The 21,819-nt window shown below is 69.4% G+C and carries 24 protein-coding genes and 1 pseudogene; 4 read left to right on the forward strand and 21 right to left on the reverse strand.

Annotated features, from left to right (window positions below; all coding sequences use genetic code 11):
- Nucleotides 1-9: 9 nt before the first annotated feature.
- The 9 genes from ACIBI5_RS20980 to ACIBI5_RS21020 form a co-directional block, all read right to left on the reverse strand.
- On the reverse strand, nt 10-1,053 hold the full coding sequence (locus ACIBI5_RS20980; protein WP_397249080.1) for an N-acetylneuraminate synthase family protein: 1,044 nt from the start codon (nt 1,051-1,053) through the stop codon (nt 10-12).
- A gap of 388 nt (nt 1,054-1,441) precedes the next feature.
- Nucleotides 1,442-1,804 carry a nuclear transport factor 2 family protein gene (locus ACIBI5_RS20985; protein WP_397249082.1) on the reverse strand — a complete coding sequence of 121 codons (363 nt, stop codon included), beginning with the start codon at nt 1,802-1,804 and terminating at the stop codon, nt 1,442-1,444.
- Between the two features lie 103 nt (nt 1,805-1,907).
- Nucleotides 1,908-2,237 (reverse strand): putative quinol monooxygenase, encoded by a 330-nt coding sequence (locus ACIBI5_RS20990; protein WP_397249084.1) that lies wholly within the window; start codon nt 2,235-2,237, stop codon nt 1,908-1,910.
- A 55-nt stretch (nt 2,238-2,292) separates the two neighbouring features.
- Nucleotides 2,293-3,201 carry an alpha/beta hydrolase gene (locus ACIBI5_RS20995; RefSeq protein WP_397249086.1) on the reverse strand — a complete coding sequence of 303 codons (909 nt, stop codon included), beginning with the start codon at nt 3,199-3,201 and terminating at the stop codon, nt 2,293-2,295.
- Between the two features lie 127 nt (nt 3,202-3,328).
- Complete coding sequence (locus ACIBI5_RS21000; protein WP_397249088.1) at nt 3,329-4,909, reverse strand: MFS transporter; 1,581 nt, start codon at nt 4,907-4,909, stop codon at nt 3,329-3,331.
- 522 nt (nt 4,910-5,431) lie between these two features.
- On the reverse strand, nt 5,432-5,845 hold the full coding sequence (locus tag ACIBI5_RS21005; RefSeq protein WP_397249090.1) for a fasciclin domain-containing protein: 414 nt from the start codon (nt 5,843-5,845) through the stop codon (nt 5,432-5,434).
- A gap of 523 nt (nt 5,846-6,368) precedes the next feature.
- Nucleotides 6,369-8,090 carry a hypothetical protein gene (locus ACIBI5_RS21010; protein WP_397249092.1) on the reverse strand — a complete coding sequence of 574 codons (1,722 nt, stop codon included), beginning with the start codon at nt 8,088-8,090 and terminating at the stop codon, nt 6,369-6,371.
- Nucleotides 8,087-8,689, reverse strand: coding sequence for a DUF4255 domain-containing protein (locus ACIBI5_RS21015; RefSeq protein ID WP_397249094.1), 603 nt, complete (start codon nt 8,687-8,689; stop codon nt 8,087-8,089). Before ACIBI5_RS21015 ends, ACIBI5_RS21010 begins: the two co-directional genes overlap by 4 nt.
- Nucleotides 8,686-9,309, reverse strand: a complete 624-nt coding sequence (locus tag ACIBI5_RS21020; RefSeq protein WP_397249096.1) for a LuxR C-terminal-related transcriptional regulator — start codon at nt 9,307-9,309, stop codon at nt 8,686-8,688. Before ACIBI5_RS21020 ends, ACIBI5_RS21015 begins: the two co-directional genes overlap by 4 nt.
- 249 nt (nt 9,310-9,558) lie before the next feature.
- Between ACIBI5_RS21020 and ACIBI5_RS21025 the strand changes: the two genes are divergently transcribed.
- Together ACIBI5_RS21025 and ACIBI5_RS21030 are read left to right on the forward strand one after the other, a co-directional pair.
- Nucleotides 9,559-9,936 (forward strand): hypothetical protein, encoded by a 378-nt coding sequence (locus ACIBI5_RS21025; protein ID WP_397249098.1) that lies wholly within the window; start codon nt 9,559-9,561, stop codon nt 9,934-9,936.
- 16 nt (nt 9,937-9,952) lie between these two features.
- Entirely contained in the window at nt 9,953-10,219 is a 267-nt protein-coding gene (locus tag ACIBI5_RS21030) for a hypothetical protein (RefSeq protein WP_397249100.1), read from the forward strand.
- 49 nt (nt 10,220-10,268) lie between these two features.
- Here ACIBI5_RS21030 and ACIBI5_RS21035 read toward each other — a convergent pair whose 3' ends face one another.
- The 12 genes from ACIBI5_RS21035 to ACIBI5_RS21090 form a co-directional block, all read right to left on the reverse strand.
- Nucleotides 10,269-10,805, reverse strand: a complete 537-nt coding sequence (locus ACIBI5_RS21035) for a phage tail protein I (protein WP_397249102.1) — start codon at nt 10,803-10,805, stop codon at nt 10,269-10,271.
- A gap of 3 nt (nt 10,806-10,808) precedes the next feature.
- Nucleotides 10,809-12,752: a putative baseplate assembly protein gene (locus tag ACIBI5_RS21040; RefSeq protein ID WP_397249104.1), complete on the reverse strand. Its 1,944-nt coding sequence runs from the start codon at nt 12,750-12,752 to the stop codon at nt 10,809-10,811.
- Nucleotides 12,749-13,162 carry a GPW/gp25 family protein gene (locus tag ACIBI5_RS21045; RefSeq protein WP_397249106.1) on the reverse strand — a complete coding sequence of 138 codons (414 nt, stop codon included), beginning with the start codon at nt 13,160-13,162 and terminating at the stop codon, nt 12,749-12,751. The genes ACIBI5_RS21040 and ACIBI5_RS21045 overlap by 4 nt, the downstream gene beginning before the upstream one ends.
- Nucleotides 13,159-13,443 carry a PAAR domain-containing protein gene (locus tag ACIBI5_RS21050; protein WP_379610807.1) on the reverse strand — a complete coding sequence of 95 codons (285 nt, stop codon included), beginning with the start codon at nt 13,441-13,443 and terminating at the stop codon, nt 13,159-13,161. Before ACIBI5_RS21050 ends, ACIBI5_RS21045 begins: the two co-directional genes overlap by 4 nt.
- Nucleotides 13,443-15,083, reverse strand: coding sequence for a VgrG-related protein (locus ACIBI5_RS21055; protein WP_397249108.1), 1,641 nt, complete (start codon nt 15,081-15,083; stop codon nt 13,443-13,445). The genes ACIBI5_RS21050 and ACIBI5_RS21055 overlap by 1 nt, the downstream gene beginning before the upstream one ends.
- Nucleotides 15,073-15,828, reverse strand: coding sequence for a LysM peptidoglycan-binding domain-containing protein (locus ACIBI5_RS21060; RefSeq protein ID WP_397249110.1), 756 nt, complete (start codon nt 15,826-15,828; stop codon nt 15,073-15,075). The genes ACIBI5_RS21055 and ACIBI5_RS21060 overlap by 11 nt, the downstream gene beginning before the upstream one ends.
- Nucleotides 15,829-15,830: 2 nt before the next feature.
- A complete protein-coding gene (locus ACIBI5_RS21065; protein WP_397249112.1) occupies nt 15,831-16,268 on the reverse strand; it encodes a phage tail protein in 438 nt (145 codons plus the stop codon).
- A gap of 10 nt (nt 16,269-16,278) precedes the next feature.
- Complete coding sequence (locus tag ACIBI5_RS21070) at nt 16,279-16,629, reverse strand: hypothetical protein (protein ID WP_397249114.1); 351 nt, start codon at nt 16,627-16,629, stop codon at nt 16,279-16,281.
- Nucleotides 16,630-18,110: 1,481 nt separating this feature from the next.
- Nucleotides 18,111-18,275, reverse strand: coding sequence for a DUF6760 family protein (locus ACIBI5_RS21075; RefSeq protein ID WP_397249116.1), 165 nt, complete (start codon nt 18,273-18,275; stop codon nt 18,111-18,113).
- Nucleotides 18,272-18,703, reverse strand: coding sequence for a hypothetical protein (locus ACIBI5_RS21080; protein WP_397249119.1), 432 nt, complete (start codon nt 18,701-18,703; stop codon nt 18,272-18,274). The genes ACIBI5_RS21075 and ACIBI5_RS21080 overlap by 4 nt, the downstream gene beginning before the upstream one ends.
- Nucleotides 18,700-19,143 carry a phage tail protein gene (locus ACIBI5_RS21085; RefSeq protein WP_397249121.1) on the reverse strand — a complete coding sequence of 148 codons (444 nt, stop codon included), beginning with the start codon at nt 19,141-19,143 and terminating at the stop codon, nt 18,700-18,702. Before ACIBI5_RS21085 ends, ACIBI5_RS21080 begins: the two co-directional genes overlap by 4 nt.
- A gap of 15 nt (nt 19,144-19,158) precedes the next feature.
- A complete protein-coding gene (locus tag ACIBI5_RS21090; protein ID WP_397249123.1) occupies nt 19,159-20,676 on the reverse strand; it encodes a phage tail sheath family protein in 1,518 nt (505 codons plus the stop codon).
- A gap of 187 nt (nt 20,677-20,863) precedes the next feature.
- Between ACIBI5_RS21090 and ACIBI5_RS21095 the strand changes: the two genes are divergently transcribed.
- Both ACIBI5_RS21095 and ACIBI5_RS21100 read left to right on the forward strand, forming a co-directional pair.
- The gene (locus ACIBI5_RS21095; RefSeq protein WP_397249125.1) at nt 20,864-21,415 is read left to right on the forward strand and encodes a hypothetical protein; all 552 of its coding nucleotides are present in this window, start codon (nt 20,864-20,866) and stop codon (nt 21,413-21,415) included.
- Nucleotides 21,416-21,655: 240 nt separating this feature from the next.
- Nucleotides 21,656-21,819, forward strand: a pseudogene (locus ACIBI5_RS21100) (hypothetical protein); the annotation flags it as partial.

Raw genomic sequence — 21,819 nt, forward strand, 5'->3', positions numbered from 1 at the left:
TCCGTGGACCTATCCGTTGGCGGTGGGTGGGCCGGCGGCGAGCAGCTCCATCGCGAATGCCTCGTCCTCGCGCACCGCAACCGCCAGGCGCCTGCCCAGAAGCTGGTCCATCTGGTACGGCTTGAGCCCGTCACCGGGAGATTTGCAGGCGACGTCGCACTCGGTCAGCAGATGCCCCGCCGGCAGGTCGTGGGCGGCGACCAGCTTCTTGCCCAGCTTGCGCACCGCCGCCAGCTCCCGCGCGGAGCAGGACTTCTCCGGGGAGCCCAGCATCCGCCGCGTCGTGTCCAGCGCGGCGGTCAGCGTGCCGAGCTGCGGCGGGGTCAGCGAGAAGTGATGGTCGCTGCCGGGGCGGCTCTGGTCGAGCGTGAAGTGCTTCTCGATGACCCGCGCGCCCAGCGTGAAGGCGACCAGGCTCGCCTCGACGCCCAGGTCGTGGCCGGAGAAGCCGACCACGACGTCCGGGTAGTCCTCGCGGTAGCGGGTGATCACCGACAGGTTCAGGTCCGCTGGACCGGCGGGGTAGACGGCCGTGCACTGCAGCAGGGCCAGGTTCGGGTTGACCGGAAGGACGGTGTCGACGGCTCGCCGTACCTCGTCTTGGGTGCCGCCGCCCGTGCTGACGATCAGTGGTTTGCCGGTCTTGGCCGCGTAGCCGAGCAGCGGGGTGTTGGTGAGGTCGGCGGAGGCGATTTTGATGGCCGGAGGGTCGAACTCCATCAGGAAGTCGACGCTCGGGAAGTCGAAAGCGGTGGAGAAGAAGTCGATCCCCGCTTCCTTGGCCACCTGCGCGAGGTGCGTGTACTCCGTCCTGCCGAATTCCAGGGCCTCGCGGTGTTCTCCGTAGGTGGGGCCGAAGCTGTTGCGCCCTTCGTAGGGCTGCGCGTACATCGCCTTGGTGAACAGTGTCCTGTTGTCGCGCTTCTGCAGCTTGGCGGCGCTCGCGCCCTTGACGGCGGCGCTCAGTACGAGTCGCTCCGCCTTTTCGAGGTCGCCTTCGTGATTGTGCCCGATCTCCGCGATGACGTAAGCGCCGGAGCGGTCCGAGATCACCCTGCCGGCTAATGCAAATTCCCGCGAACACATCTTACCCCTTTTGAGGGAGTTCATTTCTAATTTGCTTTGTCCCGCGACTTTCATAATGAGAATGCGGGCGCCAGGGTCAAGAGATACATGACGGCTCATCGCACTGTCAACAGAGGCCATTCTCGCGCGCTCGGCCTTAAAAGCCGGATAGGGATGACCCTTTAAGCGGGCGGCGGTGACGTGCGGAGGGCCGGCATCGGTCCTGTGGCACGGCGACCACCGGTGTTGCCCAAGACAGGATCGCCGTGCCCGATCGGTAAGACCATTGCCGGTCTCTGGGTTTTCGCGGCTTTAAAGCGGCGCTTCAACCAGGGGGACAGAATCTTTCACTGTTCTGCGACGGGGTTATACGGCGTTAGCCGGAATAGACCGGCGCCAGGTCGACGAAGATGCGGTAGTCCGCGATCAGGCCGTCGTCGCGGGTGTGCCAGATCGACACGGCCGCGACGCTGACGTACGTGCCGTCGAGCCGCCGGTAGGTCACCTCGGTCTCGGCGACGGTGTCGCCGCCGGCCCGCCACGTTCTGACGATCTTGTGTGCGAGGCCGGCGATGGTGGCGTAGAAAGCCCGCAGCCCGTCGGTGACGGCCGCGTGCCCGACCATGGGCTCGGAGTTGCCGAACACCATCCTGACGTCGTCGGACAGTAATCGTACGAACTCTCCGGGTTCAAAGGTGTCGACCGCCTGGAAGACACGTCGTGCCTCATCATGGGACATGCCGATCTCTCCTCACCTGGCCATTGTCAAAATACTCACTACTGGCGTGTCGCTCGTGGTTTCTCGCGAGATATCCGCTGCCTTTCGCGGCGGTGCCACGGCCTCATGTGTGGTCTTCGCCGGTCAACGAGCGTACGTCGGCGATGTCGTACTCGGCCACCGATGCCGAGAGCATCGCCGCGCCCTGGTCGTCGCCGGGACCGCTGCCGCGAAAACCGTCGACGGCCGCCTGCGACTCCCAGCGCTCGAAGATGTTGACGCGGCCGGAGTCGAGCAGGTCCGCGGTGATGGCGAAGTCGAGGCATCCCGCCGCCCCGCGAGCCTGCCGAACGACGTCCACGCAATCCGCGAGGTAGGACTCGCGCTGCCGAGGTTCGACGATGATGTGCCCTGCGACGATGACCACGGGGTGCTCCAGTTCTCGCGTCTTCATCCTTGTCCTCTAGGTAGACACCGTGGGCACGGAAAACTCATCGGCCGCGCCTTGTTCACGCCACCGGGGCCGTTGACGGCAGGTGACGGCGGAGGAACGTGATCTGGTCGGCGGCGACCTGGTCGCGGATGGCGGGGTCGGTGTAGAAGCTGAAGTGGGTGCCCGGGTACTCACGCAGCTCGCCCTTGGGAGCGCTGTTCGCCAGCGCGCGGGTCGACTCGCCGGGGGTCTCCCGGTCGGTGGCGGCGATGCAGACGAGGAGCGGCTGGGTGAGGCGGGCGGCGTCCTCGGCCGGGCGGTAGCGCATCATGGGGATGAAGGCCCTGGGCGCGACGCTGTTGCGCCACATGGTCTGGCCGTCGCCGGTCAGGGTGCGGATGTGCTGATCGGCCTCAAGGGTGGTGGTGACGGCGAGTTCGCCGGGACGGCCCACCATCGGGATGTAGTACGGCCGGAGGCCCAGTTTGCCGCGGATGGTGTCCCAGACGATGGCGGCCAGGACGCGGAGGGTCTGGCCGGTGCTGCGCCCTTCGACCCGCTTCGGGAAGCCGTTGTACGGGATCTGCGAGACCACGGCGACGATCGCGGGGTCGTCGGCGGCCACGGACACGACGTGCGCGCCGCCGAGCGAGTTGCCCCACAGCGCGATCTGGCGGGGGTCGACGCGTTCGTGGCCCCGGGCGAAGGCGACGGCGGCGCGCAGGTCGTCGTGCTGGCCCTTGATGGCGGCGAGTTGCCGTGGTTCGCCGCCGCTCTCGCCGAAGGTGCGGTAGTCGAAGACCAGTGCCGCGATGCCCTCGGCGGCGAAGCGCTCGGCGTAGCCGTACAGGCGGTCCATGGTGCCGCTGAAGCCGTGGCAGAGCACGACGCAGGGGAGTCGCCCGGAACGGCCGGTCGGCAGGTAGAGATACCCCGCGCAGGGGGTGCCGGACGACTGGAAGGACACTTTCGTGCGTTCATACATGGTGTGGTGACCCCTTCAGCGAGCTGACTTACGGTAAGTAGACTACCCAAGAGCTTGACCTAGGGTAAGTGTTGATCTCCGGTATTTGCTCGCGCCCAGGCTCGAAATCTCTATCGCTGTCTCAAAATTAGTTTTGAGATTTTGATTTCGAAACGGTTGGGTCGTCCTTTCGGCGTTTCGCCAGGAGCGCGCAGGACGCCGTGGCGGCGAGGAGGACGGCGGCGGTGGCCAGCAGGGTGGTGTGCATGGCGCTGGCGAAGCTCGTGGCGAAGGCCTCGTCGCCAAGGCGTTGGAAGAGGGCGGCTTCAGCGGGGCTGAGGCCGGCAGGTGGGCTGGGCGGGCTGGAGCGCCGGGCGCCGTCGCTGATGGCGGTCGTGAACGCGTCGCGCAGGTGCTCGGGCAGCCGGGCGGCCTGCCGTACGGCGTCATTCTGGAGTGTGGCGTTGAGACGGGCGGAGAGCAGGGCGCCCAGGACGGCCAGGCCCACGACGCTGCCGATCTGGCGGACGGTGTTCGCGACGCCGGAGGCGGCGCCGGCCAGCCGGGGGCTCACGCCGTCCATCGTGACCTGTTGCAGAGGGGCGTACGTGGCGCCGTTGCCGAGGCCGATGATCATCAGGCCGGGGAGCACGCTCCAGGCGGTGCTGTGCGGGCCGGTGGTGACGGCCAGGACGATCAGCCCGAGGGCGAGCGTGGCCAGCCCGGCCATCAGGATGTACCTGCCGCCGAACCTGTCGGACAGCCGCCCGCTGCGGGCAGAGGTGAGAGCGGTCAGAACGGCGCCGGGCAGCAGGATCAGGCCGGTCTCCAGCGGGGTGTGGCCGCGGGCCGTCTGCAGGTAGAGGACCATGACGAGCGGGATGGCCATCATGCCGGCGTAGAAGAGGAAGCCGATCCCGTTGCCGACCGAGAAGCCCCGGGCGGCGAACAGGGCCATGGGAATGAACGGCTCGCTCTTCCCGCGGCTCTCCCACAGCACGAACAGGACCAGCAGCACGATGCCCGCGAAGATGACGGGGGCGATGGGCCCCCAGCCGTAGCGCTCACCCTCGACCAGGCCGAAGACGATGCCGGTCAGCCCGCCGGTGGCCAGGGCCACACCGATCGGGTCGAGCCTGTGGCTGCCCCCGGAGCGCATCGGCGGGGCGTGGACCAGGGTCAGGATGATCGTGATCACGCCGATCGGTATGTTGATGAAGAAGATCCAGGACCAGCCGAGGTGGGCGAGGATGAAGCCGCCGACGATCGGCCCGGCGACCGGGGCCAGGCCCGCGACCGCCCCGAAGACGCCGAACGCGCGGCCGCGCAGCTCCGGCGGGAAGATCGTCAGGATCGTGGAGATGACCTGGGGGAACAGCAGCGCCGTACCCACGGCCTGCAGTACCCGCGCGGCCAGCAGCCAGCCTCCGCTGTCGGCCAGGCCGCACAGGGCCGAGGCCACGGTGAAGAGCGTGGTGCCGATCAGGAACAGCCGCCGGTAGCCGAAGATGTCCCCGAGCCGTCCGGTGGTGATCAGCAGCACCGTGAAGACCAGCAGGTAGGCGTCGAGCACCCACAGCATCTGGTGGTACGAGGCGCCGATGTCGCTGATGAGCGTGGGCACGGCGATGTTGACGATGGTTCCGTCCAGCAGCGCCATGAAGAATCCGGCGCAGAAGACGCCGAGGACCAGCCACGGTCGCCGCGTGGCCGAAGGGGTTTCTGTCATGCTGTCCGACCTCCATGAACACGGAAGTACCGGTCATGGCCACACGGTGCTCGCGCGGGAGGGACTGTTCGTCGCGGTGGCGGGCCCGGGGCTCGCGACCGGTCGTGGATCTCTGCTCGGCGGCGGCGGGGAACGCCGCGAGGGGGAGAACGTGAAACCGGTCGCGCTAAGGGCGGGACACGGGTTCCCGCGCGCTCCGAAGGAAGGTCGTCGGCCCGTTCACGGCTCGCCAAACTGCCAGCACCATCGCAGAGATACTCTCTTCCAGGTGTGGAACGACTCCCACCTTTTCCGCGGCCGTCGGGGCCCGAAGAAGCTGGTTGGCGAGGCGTGAGCCCGCGGTGAGAAGTCTCGCGTGGAAAGCTAGCAAGAGCCAGTGCGCCTTGCAACTGGGCCGTGACCTTCGCACCCTGGAAGGCCGCTCAGCGAGCTCCCCTTGACCCGGCGGGGTGAGCACGGGGAGGTTCTGGCTCGCCGGGTAGCCCTGGTGGGTGCGGGCCGGCCAGGGAAGACGGTCGTCACCTAGCTGGGCGGGTCCAGGACGGTGTCGATGAGGTAGACGGTCGCGTTGGCCGTCTTGATGTCCGGGCACGTCACCTCGGCCTCGCCGTTCAGCGTGATCGTGCCGTCGCTGGTCTGGGCGGTGATGGTGCCGGTCTGCCTCGTGGTGAGCTTGTCGTCGGCCAGGTCCGCCGGGGTCTTGCGGCCCTGGACCACGTGGTAGCCGAGGAGGCTGATGAGCGCCTCGCGGTCGCCCAGCCACGTGTCGAGCCGCCCCTCGGGGAGCTTGTCGAAGGCATCGTTCACCGGTGCGAAGACGGTGATGTCGCGAGAGGTGTCGAAGGTGGCGGCGTAGGACGCCTGGTTGATGGCCGAGACGAAGGTCGACAGTTCCGGAATGCCGGACATGGCGGCGACCACTTGCTGGTCGGCCATCCATTTGCGGCTACCGGGCCCGGTGGCCGGCAGGATGTCGCAGCCCGCGGGCGCCACGTGGGGCCGGCTGGTGCGGGGGCGGGGCCTGGGGCTCCATTCCGGGGGTGGGGACACCTCTTCCGGTGGGGGTGGGGACACTCCTCCCGGTGGGGGCGGGGACACTCCTCCCGGCGGAGGCGGGGACACCCCTCCCGGCGGAGGTGGAGACTTTTCTCCCGGAGAGGACGGCCCTTCCGGTCCCGGGTAGGGCTCGATCTTCGGCTCCTCGTTGGGCTCGGCCTCCGGGGTCGTGTCGGGTGCGGGGGAGGCGAGTACCGTCGAGGCGGCCGGTGGTGCGCCGGCCAAGGTCATACAAACGGCTGCAAAGACGGACGTGAGTCGCATCCTGTTATTCATGGCCTCATACCCCCTGAAAACAGTCGTCAGCAGGAGGCTGCCACCCGGGCGGTGGCGGCGGCCAGCGCACATCAGGCCGTCCCGAGGGCAGAGTTCACCGCCCTTCAGGACGCACGGACGCGCGGGGTCACTTCTTCGGGACGATCAGGTAGTCGAAGTCCGTGGGCAGAACGGTGATCCGATCGGAGAACCACTCCACCGTGAACTCGCCGTCGCCCTGACCGCCCACGCATACTCCCGACATGGCGACACCGGCCAGCCCCCGGTGCGCGGCGTCCGTGGTGAGCAGGATGATCCCGGAACCGTCCGCGAGAGGCGAACTGATGCGCACCGGGTCCCCGCTGCCGCTCACGGCGTCCGTCGAGCTCACCCCGGCCGATGCGGGGTCGCCGGAGTCGAGGACGATCCAGTTGAACCCGACGTCCACGGGCGCCGGCGACAGGTCGAGGGTGGCGACCGTGAAGGCGCCGTCGTTCTTGGCGTCCACCTTGAGACCCGTGATCGGCTGATCCGCAGGCCCGTTCAGCTCCACGGTCAGCAGGATCACCGAGTCGCTCGTGGCCGCGGCCGCCGGTACGTCCAGGCTGGTCTCCCCCTGCGGGAGCGACCCCGACCCCGCCTCGAACGGCATGCCGCCGATGGTCCCGCTGGACTGCTTCACGACGAGGTAGTCGAAGGCCATCCCCTCCACGCTCTCCCCGTCGATCGGCTGAACCGCGAAGGAGCCGCCGTCGCGGCCGGTCACGCCGAGGGATCCGGTGGGCAGTTCCGCGCGGGTGCGCGGCTGACCGAGATTGGCCGCCTTCTCGCCGATCTTGGACAGGTCGGAGGTCACGAAGATCTTCGCCTGGTCGGACAGCCCGTTCACCGCGACCGACGCGTACCCGTCGGTGAGGGTGCCGATTCCGGCGGAGTACGGCCCCTGGGCGGTGACCGCCGGCCTCTGCTCCGGCGCCGGCCGCAACGCGTTGATCACGACGATCGCGGCGACGGCGATGAGGACCAGTCCAAGGACCACGATCAGGGTCTTCAGCGCCCATGACGGGATCAGCGGCAGCACCACCCGGGTGCCGTCGACCCGGAACGACTTCTCGCCGTCGTCCAGGCTCGCCGTCACGGAGAAGGGGATCTCCGCCGGCTTCCCGGTGAAGGGCGGGCGCGCGGACACACGCAGCGGCACCACGGTACGGCCGGCGTCGATCAGCAGATTGGACACCGGCATCCGGAAGCTCAACGCCTCCTCTTCGTCGGTGGCGCGCAGCCGGGCCCGGTGGGCCAGGTTGCCGCGGCTGTCGAAGGTGATCGAGTGGCGGGTCGCCCACCGGCCCCGGGTGATCCCGGGAGTCAGGTCGACCTTGAGGTCGTCGAAGCCGCCGACGTCGCACGTGCCTTCCGCGGTCGCGTAGACGCCCCTGGTGACCAGGGAGCGGGACAGCACGGTGAACTCGGCCGTGCCCGCGGCGACGGACGAGGACCGCGGCGGGTCGAACACGATCGTGGAGGTGGCCGTGTCCCCGGGCGGGATCACGAGCTCGTCGGGCTCGGCGGTCGCGAACGCCGCCGCGTCCCCCTTGACGCCGACGCTGACCCGCTCGACCCGGGTGCCCCTGTTGCGCACGGTCACGGTCGTCGACGCCTGCTCACCGGGCGTGACGGACACCGATCGTTCGGACAGCGCGGCGACGAGTTCCGCGTGCTGCTCGGGCGGGCGCGGCTCGGCGGGCTGCGGCAGGCGGTTGTCCTCCGGCCCGCCGCCGTGCTTGTCCCAGGCCAGGTACTCGCCGCACTGGACGCAGAACCTGGTGCGGTCCGGGTTGACGTCGCCACAGTTCGTGCACTTGATACTCATCCCAGTCCTTCGGTGCCGTGGCGTTCTTCCGCGTGTACTCCGAGCGGCTTGCGTACCGGTGGCGCGACGGGGCCGGGCGTCTCCGGCTTGATCGGAGCGCTGATCACGACATTGACGAACGGCCGCGCCCCCGCGACCGAGGCGGCCGCGAAAGCGCGGTCCTCCTGCGGCGGATGGGCGGCCACCAGCGCGACCGGGAGCCCGAGCTCGGCCAGCGAGCCCGTCAGGTGGTCGGCCGGGACGGTGTCGTGGGCGAGGAGCGCGCGCAGAATCGTGCCCAGGAGCCGGTGCTCCTCCTCCGGCTCCGGCGCGCGGACCGTCACCGCGTACGACAGGCTGACGTACCGGGGAGGGCGGTGCCTCGCGGTGACCGCGCCGTCGGCGTTGGTTTCGTTGATCATGCCCTGCCGTCGCTTGCCCAGGTCCTCGCGGATGTCGTAGAGGCGCAGGTGCACCGCGGGAGCCGCGCCCTCGGCCGATGGCTCCTGGCCGGGCGCGCTGAGGAGAACCTCGGTCTTGGAGCCGGACAGCGCTCCCCGGCGGATCAGCTCGCGCAGCGCGTCGTCGGCTTCGCCGATCACACCGTCCTGCCCGCTCACAGCAGCCCGTTGCGCAGGGCGTAGGCGACCGCGTGCGCGCGGTTGCGGAGGTGGAGCCTGGTGGTGATGTCGTGCAGGACGGTCTTCACCGTACGTTGCGAGTACGCCAACTCGGCGGCGACCTCCGCGGTGTCGTAGCCCTCGGCGATGAGGCGCAGCACCTGAACCTCGCGCTCGGCCAGGCCGGAGAAGTTCAGGCCGCGTGGGGTGAGCAGGTCGCCCTGAACCCGGCTGACCTGGGCGAGCAGCCTGCCGAGGAGATCGGGTGGCATGGTGCCCCCGCCAGTGGTGGCCGAGCGGATCACGGAGACGAGCCGCTCGGGGCTCGCCTCGGCCCGCCGTACGACGCCGGACACCCCGATCTCCACGATGGCGAGCAGCCCGGAGTCGTCCACGGTCCCGGCGACGACCACCAGCCGGAGGTCACCGTGGCAGCGCAGGGTGCGCAGGACGCCCAGCGTCTCCTGGCACACGGAGTCGGCGACGACGAGCGCGACGTGTGCGTTCTCCGGGCGTTCCGTCTCCAAGATCTCAACCTCGGGTCGCTGCCTGAGCTGGCTCAGCACCCCGGCACGGGAGATGGGGTCGTGGGCCCGCACGACCACCTGGATACGCTCCATCCGATCTCCATTCGGCGCCCGCTCGATCGGGCAAGGCGGATACCTACGAAAATCGCATATCCAGCATTCCGAAGATGCCCGCGTCGCTCTGGGCGTCGCCAGAGTTCGGCCAACAAACCTTTACCGCATGATCGTTCGGACGTCTTTGGCGCTTCGCGGGAGCGGATCTTATCGTCCCATCTGACGCACACGAATTCGACGGGGCAGAAAATGGCGACACTGAGCGTCGGAACCACCATGAATGTGTCGGTGCGAGCCATCGCCGACACCACATCCTCCGGGCTGGGCAGCTCGTTCAATGTCAGCAACGGATTCCCCGTGTCGGGGAAGGCACTGGCCACGCCCGGTGTTCCGCTGACGGTTCAGATCTCCGCCGAGAACGACAGGGGCGACGGCAACACCTGCACGTTCGTCGTCTCCGATCCGGAGGGCAGCGGGCGGTTCGTCGGCGAGGCCTCGCTGACCTGGCAGGAGGGCGACAGCAGCGTCGGCTGGGTGGAGTTCAGCGGCTTCCCGACACGGGCCGACGGGGTCTCGCCCGTGGGCGACTGCGACTACGCCATTTCCCTGGTTCACGACACCGACTCAAGCGGCACGCGCGTCGGCATCCGCGTCTTCACCCTCTGACGGCAAGGAAAAGAACATGACGGAACCGGACCTGGAGACCCTCCCCGATCTGGAACTCCCTCAGCAACTTCCGGAAGCGGGAGCGGACGTCACCGAACTTCCGGTATTCGACGTCTGCGTGCGGTTCAACGGGCGTTCCTGGCGCTCGCTCAAGGTCGCCGCGCCTTCGCCGGAGGACGTCGCGGCAATCATGGACAACTTCGTGGCCAACATCAACGCCATATTGGTGCAGCGGCGCTATCCACCGGGAATGTGCACCTGGACGCATAACGCCTGCCCGTGACGTGGAAAGTGCCTCCTGAAACCTTCAGGAGGCACTTTTCCGCCAAAGGTCAGCCCGGCGGGTTGAGAATGGTGATGCGGACGCTGACGTGCGCGGGTACGCCCAGTTCGAGCACGTCCTGGAGCCATTGACGGTCGACCTCCGTCTCGTCGGGCAGGTGGATGGTGACCACGGCCTCGTCCGTACCGGGCAGGTAGCCGCCGTGCCGGGTGGACCAGCCGACGCCGCCCGAGTCGGTGACCCGCGCGTCGATGCCGGTGAGGGTTTTCACCAGCCTGGTCAACGCGTTCAGGGTGCCGCGCCCCCGGTGCAGCGACACGGCATCGGCCACGAGCGCGCGCCGCTGTTTTTCGGTCATCTGCCCGCCGAAGCCGATCGCGACCCAGCCCGCCAGCCACGGGAGCATGTCCGTGGGCGTGAGGGCGGGGTCGAGGTAACTGTCCAGGCAGTCCAGTGTGGTGAGGACGGGGGCGAGCACCTCGTCCAGCGCCTGCGTCAGCTTCTGGGCCTTGCCCACGGCGAAGATGGCCGGTAGCTGCTCGCCCATGGGGTGGGCACTCGCCAGGTGGCTGACCGCTTTGCGCATCGCTCAGTCCCCCACCCTGATCTGGTGGCGGTAGGAAAAGACGAGGGCGTCCGGTTCCAGGACGATGCGCTGGGTGGGCTCGCCGCGGTCCCCGGTGACCGGATCGGCCTCGAACAGCTGGATGTCCTCGACGAGTTCGACGCCCGGGACCCGCTGGAGCACCGCGTGCACGTCCCCCGACTGCACCATGCGGCCGAACGGCCAGCCGGTGCCGAACTGACCACCGATGATCGGGTTGAGGTAGGCGTCGAGGGCGGACACGGCCTGGGTGCGCACCGCCTCGCGTTCCGAGCCCGACCTGCCCTTCAACCTGGCCACGACGGTGACGCCCTGGTAATAGGGCGGCTCGACGAGCACGCGGGCACCCAGGCAGCGCCGTTCGTCCAGGTACAGCCCGATCTTTCGGACCAGTTCCTTGGAGGGCTGGAGGTGCTCGAAGCTCATCTTCGTCGCGTCCACTCGTGGTACCACCAGCACCCGGACCCCTTGATCGGCTTGATCCGACGCGGTCACGCACGTGATCCGCGCCGCTTCCGGTGCCGCCTCCCGCGCGAGTTCCTCGTAGTCCTCGGCGGTGACGGCGCGATCCCTGATGCGCAGTTGCAACGGGCCCCGGGCGGCGGCGTTGGCCACCGACTCACCGTCCACACCGCCGATGGCGGGCTTGCCGTTGATGACCGACTTCACGAACGGCACCGGCTCGCGCTGAACGATCAGCACCTTGCGCGCCACGTTGCCGCGGGACCCACCGCCGGTCAGGTAGTACGGCACCTGGATGAACGCGCCCTTCTCCGGCACGTCGCCGTACCGGCGAAGCGAGCCGTCCTTCTGCCGCACCGCGGGCCCGAAGACGATCTGGCCCGCCGCCCGGTCCACCATGATGTGCCGGTCGGCGGGTCCCGACGCGGCGAAGGAACTCACCTCGGTCCACTCCTGAGTGCCGTCACGCGCGTGCACCTGCACCACCATCCGCTCGTCGGCGAGGATGGGCGGGCGCTGGACGGTGAGCCGCTGCCCGGGAACTCCCTCCGCCACGCCGACGATCTCGTCCGCCACGACGTCGGCGTGGAAGGCCGCGACCGTACCGCCGATGGTCCTCGCGCTCACCGCCATGACGCGTGGTGAGGCGGTGTACGACGGCCGGCCGTCCCTCGCCTCCACCACCCGGCACCGGAGCCAGCCCGCCCGCTGCTCGCCCACCACGGAAGCCACGTGGCCGCCCGGGATGCACACGTTCACCACGCCGTCCTGGGTGAGCCCGCCCGTGGTGTCACCGGCCACCTCGCAGGACACCCAGTCCTTGGCCTTCCCGTCCCAGTACTGCCATTCGAGAGGGGGGTCGCGGGGATCGATTCCGGGCCCCGCGAGCGCGCACGCGAACGTGAGGCTGACCACACATCCGGGCACGGCGTTCGAGAGCCCGAAGTACACCGCGTCGCCCTGGCCGGGGGAGCGGGAGAAGCAGTCCACGCCCGTCCCCTCCGCGAGCGCGTCGCTCTGGTTCACCGGAGCCGATCCGACCGTTCCGGTGGAGAGGCGGGTGAGCGAGCACGGGACGATCAGCAGGTCGTCCTTCGTCGTGAAGACGATGGGCTCCTCCGCCTTCGCCACCTTGATCTCGGTCGCCACCTGGGTGCCCTTGGGGACCGTGACCGGCTGTTTCCTCGACGCCGACAGCATGAACGTGAGGTCGCACTCCGCCGGCGCCGGCGGAAACCGCCGTACGCCGATGAGGTCCAGATAGCGAAGGTAGTGCAGGTCGGTGACCCGGTTCAGGCGGTAGAGCAGTTGGTCGACCATGAACGCGAACGTCTCGATGAGCGTGATGCCCGGATCGGAGACGTTGTGGTCTGTCCAGTCCGGACAGCGCTCCTGGACCAGGCGTTTGGCCTCGTCCACGAGGTCCTGGAAATTCCGGTCGTCGAGATTGGGAGCTGGAAGCGTCATCGTGCTCCTTCGTGCGGCGGGATGACGTAAAAGGGAAAGACGAGGTTGCGCGGGTCGTTGTCGCCGCGGATCGTGTAGCGGATGTCGATGAGCAGGATCCCTTCGTCCGCGCGGCCGAAGCCCACCTGGACGTCGTGCAGGTCGACGCGGACTTCCCAGCGTTCGACCGCCCGCCGTACCTCATAGGAGATGAGTCCCGCCGTGCCCGCGTTGGCGGGCGCGAACACCAGGTCATGGATCGCGCAGCCGAATTCGGGGCGCATCGGCCGCTCGCCGGGAGAGGTGGCGAGGATGAGGCGGATGCTCTCCGCGACCTCCCGCTCCGCCGCGACGAGCGCGATCGATCCGGTGCGGTCCACCGCGATGGGAAAGGCCCAGCCCGACCCGATGAAGTCTCTGCTCATGGTCATCCGCCGATCGTCACCGTCGGGCAGCCGACGAGGATCATGGCGCCGCATCCGGCACGGTCGCCCACGCGTACGGCGGGCAGTCCGCCGATGAGCACGCTCACGCTGCCGGGCCCGACGATGGGCGTCGGCGGGTGCGGCGTGGTGGGGGAGGGGAACGAGCAGGCGTGCATCGCGGTGACCGTCGCCGCCGGCATGCCGCCGATGAGCACGGTCGGCACACCGGGCCCGGTGATGACGCCGGGATGATCCGTCGGGTCGCCCACCCGTGCCGCGAACCCCATCAGTTGATCCTCACCTGGGTGCCTCTGATCTCCACGTCGGCCAGGCCGCTCATGGTGACGCGGGCGCCCTTGAGTTCCAGTGGCCCGTTGCCCGCGTCGATGGCGACGCCGTTGGCCCCCTTGATCGCGACCATGCCGGTGAGCGCGTCCAGCCGTACGGTCAGCCGCTCGTCGCCCGAGGCGAGCAGGACTCCGCTGCCGTCGGTGACCGAGTCGACGAGCTCCAGGCGGTGGCCGGCCCGGGAGACCAGGGCGCGGACGTTCACCTCCCCGCTGACGGCGTCGATCATCGAGGTGGACAGGCCGGGGGGCGCGTCCTGGCCGTTGTAGAGCCCGCCGAGCACGTACGGATGGTCGAAGTCGCCGTTCTCGAAGCCGACCAGCACCTCGTCGCCGACCTCCGCGGGCAGCACCGCTCCGCGTTCGCTCCCCGCACCGGCCGTGATCACCCTGGCCCAGCCGCTCGTGTATCCGTCGGCCAGCCACGGCATGCTCAGCCGCAGCCTGCCCTGCCCCGCCGGGTCGTGCACGTCGCTCACGATCGCGGGCACCAGTCCCGTGCCGCCGGACGGCGCGGGGCCGGGAGGGAGTCCGGCCGACACGGTGAAGGCGGTGGTGTAGCCGGTGACCTCGGAGAACGCGTGCCGGGTCGTCGACAGCGTGTACTTCCCCTCGAAGGGCGCGCCCACGTTGGCCAGCGCCACCAGGGTGCCCGCCCGCAGCGCCGGATCGCCCCTGACCACACCCTCCAGCTCGGCCGCGCCGCTGCCCAGCTCCGCGGCCAGCGCGCCGGCCGCCGCCGTCACTTCGGCCTGTGTGCGGTACGTGCTGTCGCCGGCCATCAACGACGGCGCCCCGAACCGCCTGCCCAGCGCGACCGGGTCGGCGCCGGGCACCTGCGCCTCGGGGGCGCGCGGGGTGGCCACGGCGGCGACCTCCTGCTTGTTCTCGGAGTCCCAGCCCCGTACCTCGACCTCCGGCACCTGGCCGCCGGCCGTGACGGTGGCGCGGAGCGACAGCAGGGCGCCACCCGCCGCCACGGTGACCGCCGGCGCCCCGGCGGGCGGTCCGGGCCGCCGGAACGAGAGCTTCCCGTCGGTGACGCGCACTCTGGCCCCGGTACGACGGGCCAACCGGCACAGGAACTCCCAGTCGCTGATCCCGTCCTGGTTGATCTGCGTACCGGGGCGGCCGCCGACACCCGGCAGCGGGTCGATCTCTCCCGGTTTCAGGCCCGCCCGCTGGGCCACCTTGCGCACGATGTCCGCAACCATCATGTCCGGATATACGGCCACTCGTCGTCCGCGCATGAGCCGGTGTGCCTCATCCATCCCCCGGACCTCGGCGAAGGCCCCGTCCGCGGCCAGGTCGAGGGCCACCGAGGTGACCTCGCCGCTCATCAGGAGGCGGGGGCCGCCGGGATCGGAGGTCTGCACGCGCAGCCGTACCTTGGCGCCGATGGCGAAGCCGCCCTTGCTCAGCACCACGTTGGCGTCGTCACGGAAGCGCAGCACGAACACGTCGGGAAGATGCCCGCTGTCCTCGACATATCCCGACACGAGGCGCACCGCGACATCCTCCGGCAGAGGACTGCCCTCGACGTCCACCACGAGGCCGCCGGTGAACAGCTCAGCGGCCACTGGTCAGCTCCTCGATCGTCGGGAGCAGCAGCCGCGTGCCGGGCCGCAGCCGCAACGGGTCGTCGATGTGATTGGCCTCGGCCACAGCCCGCCACAGGGCGGGATCGCCGTACGCGCGGTAGGCCACCGCCGCCAACGTCTCACCGGCGACCACCACGTGCACCTCGGCCGCGCCCAGCGCGCCCGAGGTCGGATTCTGCTTCGGCAGGACCCCGGCGACCTCCTCCATCGTCACCGAGCAGACCGCCCTGATCGGCAGGCCACCCGGGGTGAACAGGGTGAACCTCGCCGCCACGTCGCTCACGAACGCGGTGAACCCGTTCAGCAACCCCCACCGCAGCACCACCCACGGCGGGCACGACTGGGCGTTGGCCAGCGTCCTGTCCGTGGGGACCACGCAGGTGAACAGCTTCTCCACCGCCTTGACGACCTTGTCGTCCATGGTGTCGCTCGCGTCGAAGAACATCTCCAGCGTCAGCTTGCACGGCTCCGGGCCCTGGAACTGGGGCACGCCGCTCTTCCTGGTGTTGCGCTGAGGGCTGCGCCGCCACCGCGCGGCCTTGGTGAACGACAGCTCGCTCGGGTTGAACTGGAAGCCGATGGTGTCGTAGCGGGTGCCCGGCTTGCCGAAGCCGCCGCTCGGCGGATGAAGGAGCTCCAGATAGGCCCGTTCCAGGCTGGGCGGCGGGCCCTGGGCGGCGACCCCGGACGGCGCGGAAGCCTCGAACGCGACAGGCGTGGACATGATCAGCCTCCCCAGCCCGGTCCGAAGAACCCGTGATGGGCCAGCTCGACCGTCTCCATGGCGGGCCTGGGCGTCCCGGCGTCGAACCGCGGCCCCGTCCACTTGACCGGAACGACGTCACGCAGCCCCCAGCTCGTGATCAGCTCGCCCGCGAGCGTGCGCGCCTCGATCGTCGCCGTCCTGCGCGCCACACCGTGCACCGTACCCGCGAACCACCTGGTGACGTCCTTGCTGGCAGCGGTGACGGGCCGGGACAGCCGGACGTTGGAGAACCGCACCCGAGTCGGCAGCTGCCAGACATACCCGTTGTTGCCGCCCTCCTCGCGCTCCTCCATCTCCACCTCGCAGCCGAGCCCGTCGCAGCTGTCGAACGTTCCCAGATCATGGCCGTCGATCTTGAGCACGTAGCACACCGCGACCGCGATCTCCTCCTCCGCCATCTCCGCCCCCTCAGAACCGCGAGCCCATGGACAGCCCCCGCCGCTCCCGATCCAGCCGCGAATCGGCCCTCAACCTGCGGACGAGCAGCTCATAGACCGTCTCCACCAGCTCTTCCACCTTCACCGGCCCCTCCTCACCGCTCTCCACCCGCCCCGCCGACCGCTCCTGCCCGTCCCGTGTCCCCTGGGCTTGTGATGCGTCCCGTGTCCCGCCCACCCCGTCCCCCGGTTCCTCCGGTACGGCCCGCGACCCGCGTACCCCGTCGCCCCGTTCCTCCGGTACGGCCCGTGTCCCGTCCCAGGGCTCCCACTCGACTCGCGTCGCCTGAACGGCCCGCGCGTCCGCACTGGGCGCGTGCACGGCGGACGCCCCATTCGCCCGTACCCGTGCACCCTCCGGTGCCGGTCCGCCCGTTGATGCGCCGGGCGGTGTCGCGGCCGGTTCCCGGTATCCCGGCTCGTGCCTGGGGTGCCGGCCTTCCGGCGGCAGGTCCTCTGGCGGAGATGGCGTCCTCCGCACGTCGCCGTCCGTCTCGGTGCCGCTTCCGCGCAGGATCCTGGGATCCGCGGAGAGGCCAGGTGCGAAGGAACCCAGTGCGGGCGGCGCCGATGGCGAACCGAGCGTGCCCGGGTCCCGACGCGTGGCGGAACCATGGTGCGTGCCGACGTCTTGGTGTGTGCCGGAACGCTGGTGCATGGGGACGTCTTGGCGTGTGGCGGCATGCTCGCCGGGGGGCTCGGGGGTGGTCCCTCGGGTCGGCGTTCGTCGCTCGCCGGTGGTGGTCGTGGCCTGCTCCGGGGTACGTGGGCTGGGCTGGGTGATGAGGGGTTCGCCCAGACCCAGCGGGCGAGACGGAGGGGCATGGCCTGCGGGTCGCGGCATGACTGCGGGCACATCGCCGCCCGGCGTGGTCGCTTCCTCGCCGGGTACGGCAGGCGCGCCGGGGATCGGCCCGGGGGTGTGGCGGGTGTTGGGTGCGGCGGGCGGACCGGGGGTGGGCTTGGAGGTGTTGCGGGGTTCCGCAGGTGTACCGGTGGCGGGCTTGGGGGTGTGCCGGCTGACGGAGCCGGGGGTGTGGTGCGGGGGAAGTGGCTCGTCTTCGGGGGTGACGGGCGGCATCGGCCGTACTAGATCAGCGGGTTGTGACGTGGCGTGCTGGGGCTGTGGCGTGATCGGCGGCGTGGGTTCAGGACGCGGACCCACGGTCGGCGCCGGGTGAGAGGTCGAGGGCCACGGCTCCACAGCAGGCGTCACAGGGGAGGGCGGCACATTCGCGGGCGGTTCGGGGGCGGGCCGGGGCGGGATGGGCGCGGGACTGCCGGGGAGCGCAGCGGGAGGCACATCGAGCTCGGGCGAGGCGGGCGACTGAGCGGATGGTGTCACGGGGGAGTGGGTGCCAGGTGCGGGGGCGGGGTGTGAGGCGAGCGCGGGCTCGTCGGGCGGCGGGGTGGAGTGTGAGCCGGGCGTGGGCTCGGTGGGTGTTGAAGCGGGGCGTGGGCCCGGCGTGGGGTCGGTGGGTGTTGGGGTGGGGCTGGGTGTGGGGTTGATGGGTGTTGGGGTGGGGGCGGGTGTGGGGGGCAGGGTGGTGCGACGAGTATGGGGCGGGATCGGGGTGGCCAGGTTGTGGACGAGGCCGGAGGGGGCTTCGGGGGATTGCTCGTGGGTGGGGAAGGTCAGGAAGGACGGGTTGCGCCAGGACGCCAGCGTCGCCGCGAAGCGGGCGGGGTCGAGCAGCACGGGGTGCGGGGGGATGGAAAGGGCGATGGGGGGCAAAGTCTGCCAGTCGGCGCAGGAGGCGGGCGCTGACGGCCGCGGGCGGCGGGAGACGCGCCAGGGCCATCTCATCGAGGGGTGCCCTGCGAGGTACGGACGTCCAGGGCGGCGATCTGGGCCACGAATCGTTCGCGGTCGGCGTGCTCCAGGTCCAGGATGTCGTCGAGCGGCCAGTGGAAGTGGTACGCGACGTAGGCGATCTCCCCGTAGAGACGGTCCGGCGCGTGGGTCACGATTCCCCCAGGCGGCTGCCCGAGAGGTCGACGGCGAATCCGTGCCCGCAGGCGGGGCAGCCCACGTCAGCGCGGGCGTGCCCCTCGCTGTTGACCCTGCGGTAGAGGTCCTGCAGGAAGGCGAGGTCGGCGGCGAAGAGGTTCTCGATGATCCCGGGGTGCACGTCGGCGATGCCGCCCAGGCGGGTGACCACCCGCCCGAGGAGCACGACCGTGAGGTAGGCGGCGTTCTCCCGTACCCGGTCGTCGCGCAGGGGGATGAGCTCGTCGCGGGCGGTGGCCAGGCGCATGACCCCGTCGCGGTGGAGGGTGCCGGAGGCGTCGAGGTATCCGCGTGGCAGCCGGAAGGGGAACTCGGTGCGCAGCGGAGCAGCTTCTCCGGCGGGCGGCGCGGGGTCGGCGACGGCCGTCGATCGCCACATGCTCACTCGACCTCCATCTGCTCGTACGTGATGACCAGGGTCTCGGTGAGCACGTTGGTGTCGCCCGCCTTCATGGCGCTGATCTCCAGGCTCTTCGGCCAGGCGTTGACCAGCTTGTAGCGCTTGATGGGGTTGTTCTCGTAGTCGTAGACGATGATGGCGCCGCCTTTTCTGGCGTTGGACATCCGGCCGAACTGCGCCTCTTTGGCCCATTTCTCGAAGCTGTTGTCGGCGGTCAGGCCGCGGACCAGCGTCACCTCGCCGGCTTTGACGCGGCCGGGCAGCTTCTTGACGATGTACTTGCCGTCGGCGGTGTTCTGGCGCAGCTCGATGACGTCCTGCTCCATCTTGAGCCCGGCCACCTCGCTGATCTGTTTGATGACGATGCCGTCCACCTCCAGGCCGAAGGAGTGGGCGACCGCGGTGTCGAGGTCGGGAAGTGCCATCTGCGATCTCCTGTGCTATTCGCTGACGAGGCTGGTGCCGCTCGCCATTTGGGCCAGCCTGAAGATGACGAACTCGGCCGGCTTCACCGGTGCGACACCGATCTCACAGACGACCATGCCTCTGCTGATGCTCTCTGCCGGATTGGTCTCACGATCGCACTTGACGTAGAAGGCCTCGTCCGGGGTGAGCCCGAACAGCGCGCCTTTGCGCCACTCCATGACGAGGAAGGCGGCGATGGTACGCCGGATCCTGGCCCACAGGGCGTCGTCGTTGGGTTCGAAGACCACCCACTGGGTGCCTTCCAGAATCGACTCCCGCAGGTAGTTGAACAGGCGCCGGACGTTCAGGTACTGCCATTGCTTCTCGCTGGCGTCGGCGAGGGTACGTGCTCCCCACACGCGGATCCCCCTACCGGGCATGACCCGGATGCAGTTGACGCCGGTCGGGTTGATCAGGTTCTGCTCCCCGTGGGTGAGCTGCGACTCCAGCACGATCGCGCCATGGATCACCTCGTTGGCCGGCGCCTTGTGCACTCCGCGGGTCGCGTCGTTACGTGCCCAGACTCCGGCGATGTGTCCGCTCGGCGGGATGAGTCTCATCCCTCTCTGCGGCTCGAAGACCTTGATCCACGGGTGGTAGAGGGTGGCCCACATACTCTTCAGGCCGAGACCTTCATTCCACTTCTTCAGGTCGGCCGCGGTCAGCCCGGGTGGCGCGTCGAGGATCGCCATCCTGTCCTGCAAATTCGCGCAGTGCGCGACGAGTTGGCCCTGCACGCTCTTCACCTCGTCGGCGGTGATGGCGCCCTGCTCGAACGCGCCCATCAGGTCGGGTATCGCGATCATCGTCACCTCGTCGACCGCCGCGAGACCGCTGACGCCGCTGCGCTGCTCCTCGTTCCCCATGTACACATCCGGGGTCACCTTGGCGGGCAGCACCGGGGCCGGGGGCGGCGCCGTCAGCGTGACCGCCTGCGGCTCCAGCTTGGCCAGCTCCGCGCCCGCCTCTTCGACCTTGATCAGCTTCGACTGCCGGACGGCCGTCGCCAGCGTGCCCTTACCGGACTTGGGCGGGAACTCGAAGGTCTCCTCGACCTTGCCGTCACGCTTGACCTTGATCGCGAACCTTTCCTCCTGCGACTGCTCACCCTCGGCCTGGGGCAGCTCGGACACCTCGACGCTGATGTCCCCGCCGTCGCCCTCGGGCAGTTCCTTGGCCACGATGCGGAAGGAACCGAGCATCGCCTGTGGCGCGGGGGCCGGGGCGGCGCCGTCGCCGCCGATGCGGACCACGTAGCAGGCGCTGCCGCCGTTGAGGAAGAACCCGTAGACGGCGTGGGCGAGCAGGCCTCCCGCGAAGGACTCACCGAAGGAGGCCGTGTACTGGGTCCAGCTCGTCACCAGGGTCGGCTCGCTCGGTCCTTTGCTCGCGAAGCCGACGAACGCGGCGACAGCCGTACCCACGCCCTCGATCGGCCGGGACCCGGAGTCGACTGTTTCGATGTAGACGCCCGGCGATTGATAATCAGGCATCGCTCCTCCTCGGCAATAGGGCTACGTCGAGTTCTCCCCACTGCGCAGCCCTGGTGGCAGCATCATCGGGCGGCCATCGAGGCGGAGACCGCCGGCCTGCCGGACCGGCCTTTCGGGCGTGCCCGGCGCGGGAGCCCTGGACGGCGCGATCCACAACATCTTCAAGAGTCCGCGCGTCTGAGTGACTATGAACTCATCTACCGAGCACATCGGCCGCCGCTTCGGAGCATGGGCGAGCGCCGCCGCCCTGACGATGGTCCTGGGCGGAGGCGTCGCCAACGCGGCCACCACGGATGGTGCGGCGGCGGACGCCGCCACCCGGGTCGACTGGGCGTCCGTGGTGGAGCCGGTGCTGAACTGTCCGAAGCCGCGGCCGAAAGCCGCCTGGTACGTCGTGCGCGCCCGCGTCGCGGCCGTCGGCGACCTCACCCGTGACGGACGCCGCGAGACCGTCGTCGTGTCGTCGTGCCCGAGCCCGACGGCGAGCAACCCCTTGATCGCCTTTGTGTACGACGGAGTCTCCAAACCCTCGGCCCCCCGCCTGATCGGGCGGCTCGGCAAGAACCGCTCCTTCACGTCGATGAAGGTCTCGATCCGCGACGGGCTCGTGCACCTGCGCGGCAAGGTGGTCAGCGACCGGGCCCCCAGATGCTGTCCGGACCTGGTCGTCAGCCAGACCTACCGATGGGACGGCACGAAGTTCCGCAGAACGGCGGACAAGGCGACTCGCATCTCCTGAGCCCGCGACGACGGCGGCATCGGTGTCTTGCTCACCGGTGCCGCCATCGTCGTTCTCGGGGGTTCCGAGCATGAGAACTTCCCGCAATACGGAAAATCTATATCGCTATGCGGAATATATGCGGGTTTCCGGCTGTGCGAAAGTCTTGACGTGGCATGTGAGCCGGGTCATACTCTCGCAAAGCGGAAACAAGTTTCCACATCATGGAAAACCCGCCACGTCGACCGCTGGAGTCCCCGCATGTCGGTGCAAGTCATCACGATCATCGTGCTCGCCGCAGTGTTCCTCGTCGCCACCGTCCTGCCCGTTCACATGGGGGCGCTGGCGTTCGTCGCCGCCTTCATGGTCGGCGCCTTCGTGCTCGGCGAAGGCAAGGACGACATCGTCGCGGGGTTCCCCGGCGA

The sequence above is a fragment of the Nonomuraea sp. NPDC050540 genome (assembly GCF_044457485.1).
Taxonomy (GTDB): domain Bacteria; phylum Actinomycetota; class Actinomycetes; order Streptosporangiales; family Streptosporangiaceae; genus Nonomuraea.

Excerpts from the sequence above, each read along its gene's own strand:
- ACIBI5_RS20985 (WP_397249082.1), bottom strand. The coding sequence starts at position 1,804 with ATGTCCCATGATGAGGCACGACGTGTCTTCCAGGCGGTCGACACCTTT.
- ACIBI5_RS20990 (WP_397249084.1), bottom strand. The coding sequence starts at position 2,237 with ATGAAGACGCGAGAACTGGAGCACCCCGTGGTCATCGTCGCAGGGCAC.
- ACIBI5_RS20995 (WP_397249086.1), bottom strand. The coding sequence starts at position 3,201 with ATGTATGAACGCACGAAAGTGTCCTTCCAGTCGTCCGGCACCCCCTGC.
- ACIBI5_RS21000 (WP_397249088.1), bottom strand. The coding sequence starts at position 4,909 with ATGACAGAAACCCCTTCGGCCACGCGGCGACCGTGGCTGGTCCTCGGC.
- ACIBI5_RS21005 (WP_397249090.1), bottom strand. The coding sequence starts at position 5,845 with ATGGCCGACCAGCAAGTGGTCGCCGCCATGTCCGGCATTCCGGAACTG.
- ACIBI5_RS21010 (WP_397249092.1), bottom strand. The coding sequence starts at position 8,090 with ATGAGTATCAAGTGCACGAACTGTGGCGACGTCAACCCGGACCGCACC.
- ACIBI5_RS21020 (WP_397249096.1), bottom strand. The coding sequence starts at position 9,309 with ATGGAGCGTATCCAGGTGGTCGTGCGGGCCCACGACCCCATCTCCCGT.
- ACIBI5_RS21030 (WP_397249100.1), top strand. The coding sequence starts at position 9,953 with ATGACGGAACCGGACCTGGAGACCCTCCCCGATCTGGAACTCCCTCAG.
- ACIBI5_RS21035 (WP_397249102.1), bottom strand. The coding sequence starts at position 10,805 with ATGCGCAAAGCGGTCAGCCACCTGGCGAGTGCCCACCCCATGGGCGAG.
- ACIBI5_RS21040 (WP_397249104.1), bottom strand. The coding sequence starts at position 12,752 with ATGACGCTTCCAGCTCCCAATCTCGACGACCGGAATTTCCAGGACCTC.
- ACIBI5_RS21045 (WP_397249106.1), bottom strand. The coding sequence starts at position 13,162 with ATGACCATGAGCAGAGACTTCATCGGGTCGGGCTGGGCCTTTCCCATC.
- ACIBI5_RS21050 (WP_379610807.1), bottom strand. The coding sequence starts at position 13,443 with ATGGGGTTCGCGGCACGGGTGGGCGACCCGACGGATCATCCCGGCGTC.
- ACIBI5_RS21060 (WP_397249110.1), bottom strand. The coding sequence starts at position 15,828 with ATGTCCACGCCTGTCGCGTTCGAGGCTTCCGCGCCGTCCGGGGTCGCC.
- ACIBI5_RS21065 (WP_397249112.1), bottom strand. The coding sequence starts at position 16,268 with ATGGCGGAGGAGGAGATCGCGGTCGCGGTGTGCTACGTGCTCAAGATC.
- ACIBI5_RS21085 (WP_397249121.1), bottom strand. The coding sequence starts at position 19,143 with ATGGCACTTCCCGACCTCGACACCGCGGTCGCCCACTCCTTCGGCCTG.
- ACIBI5_RS21090 (WP_397249123.1), bottom strand. The coding sequence starts at position 20,676 with ATGCCTGATTATCAATCGCCGGGCGTCTACATCGAAACAGTCGACTCC.
- ACIBI5_RS21095 (WP_397249125.1), top strand. The coding sequence starts at position 20,864 with ATGAACTCATCTACCGAGCACATCGGCCGCCGCTTCGGAGCATGGGCG.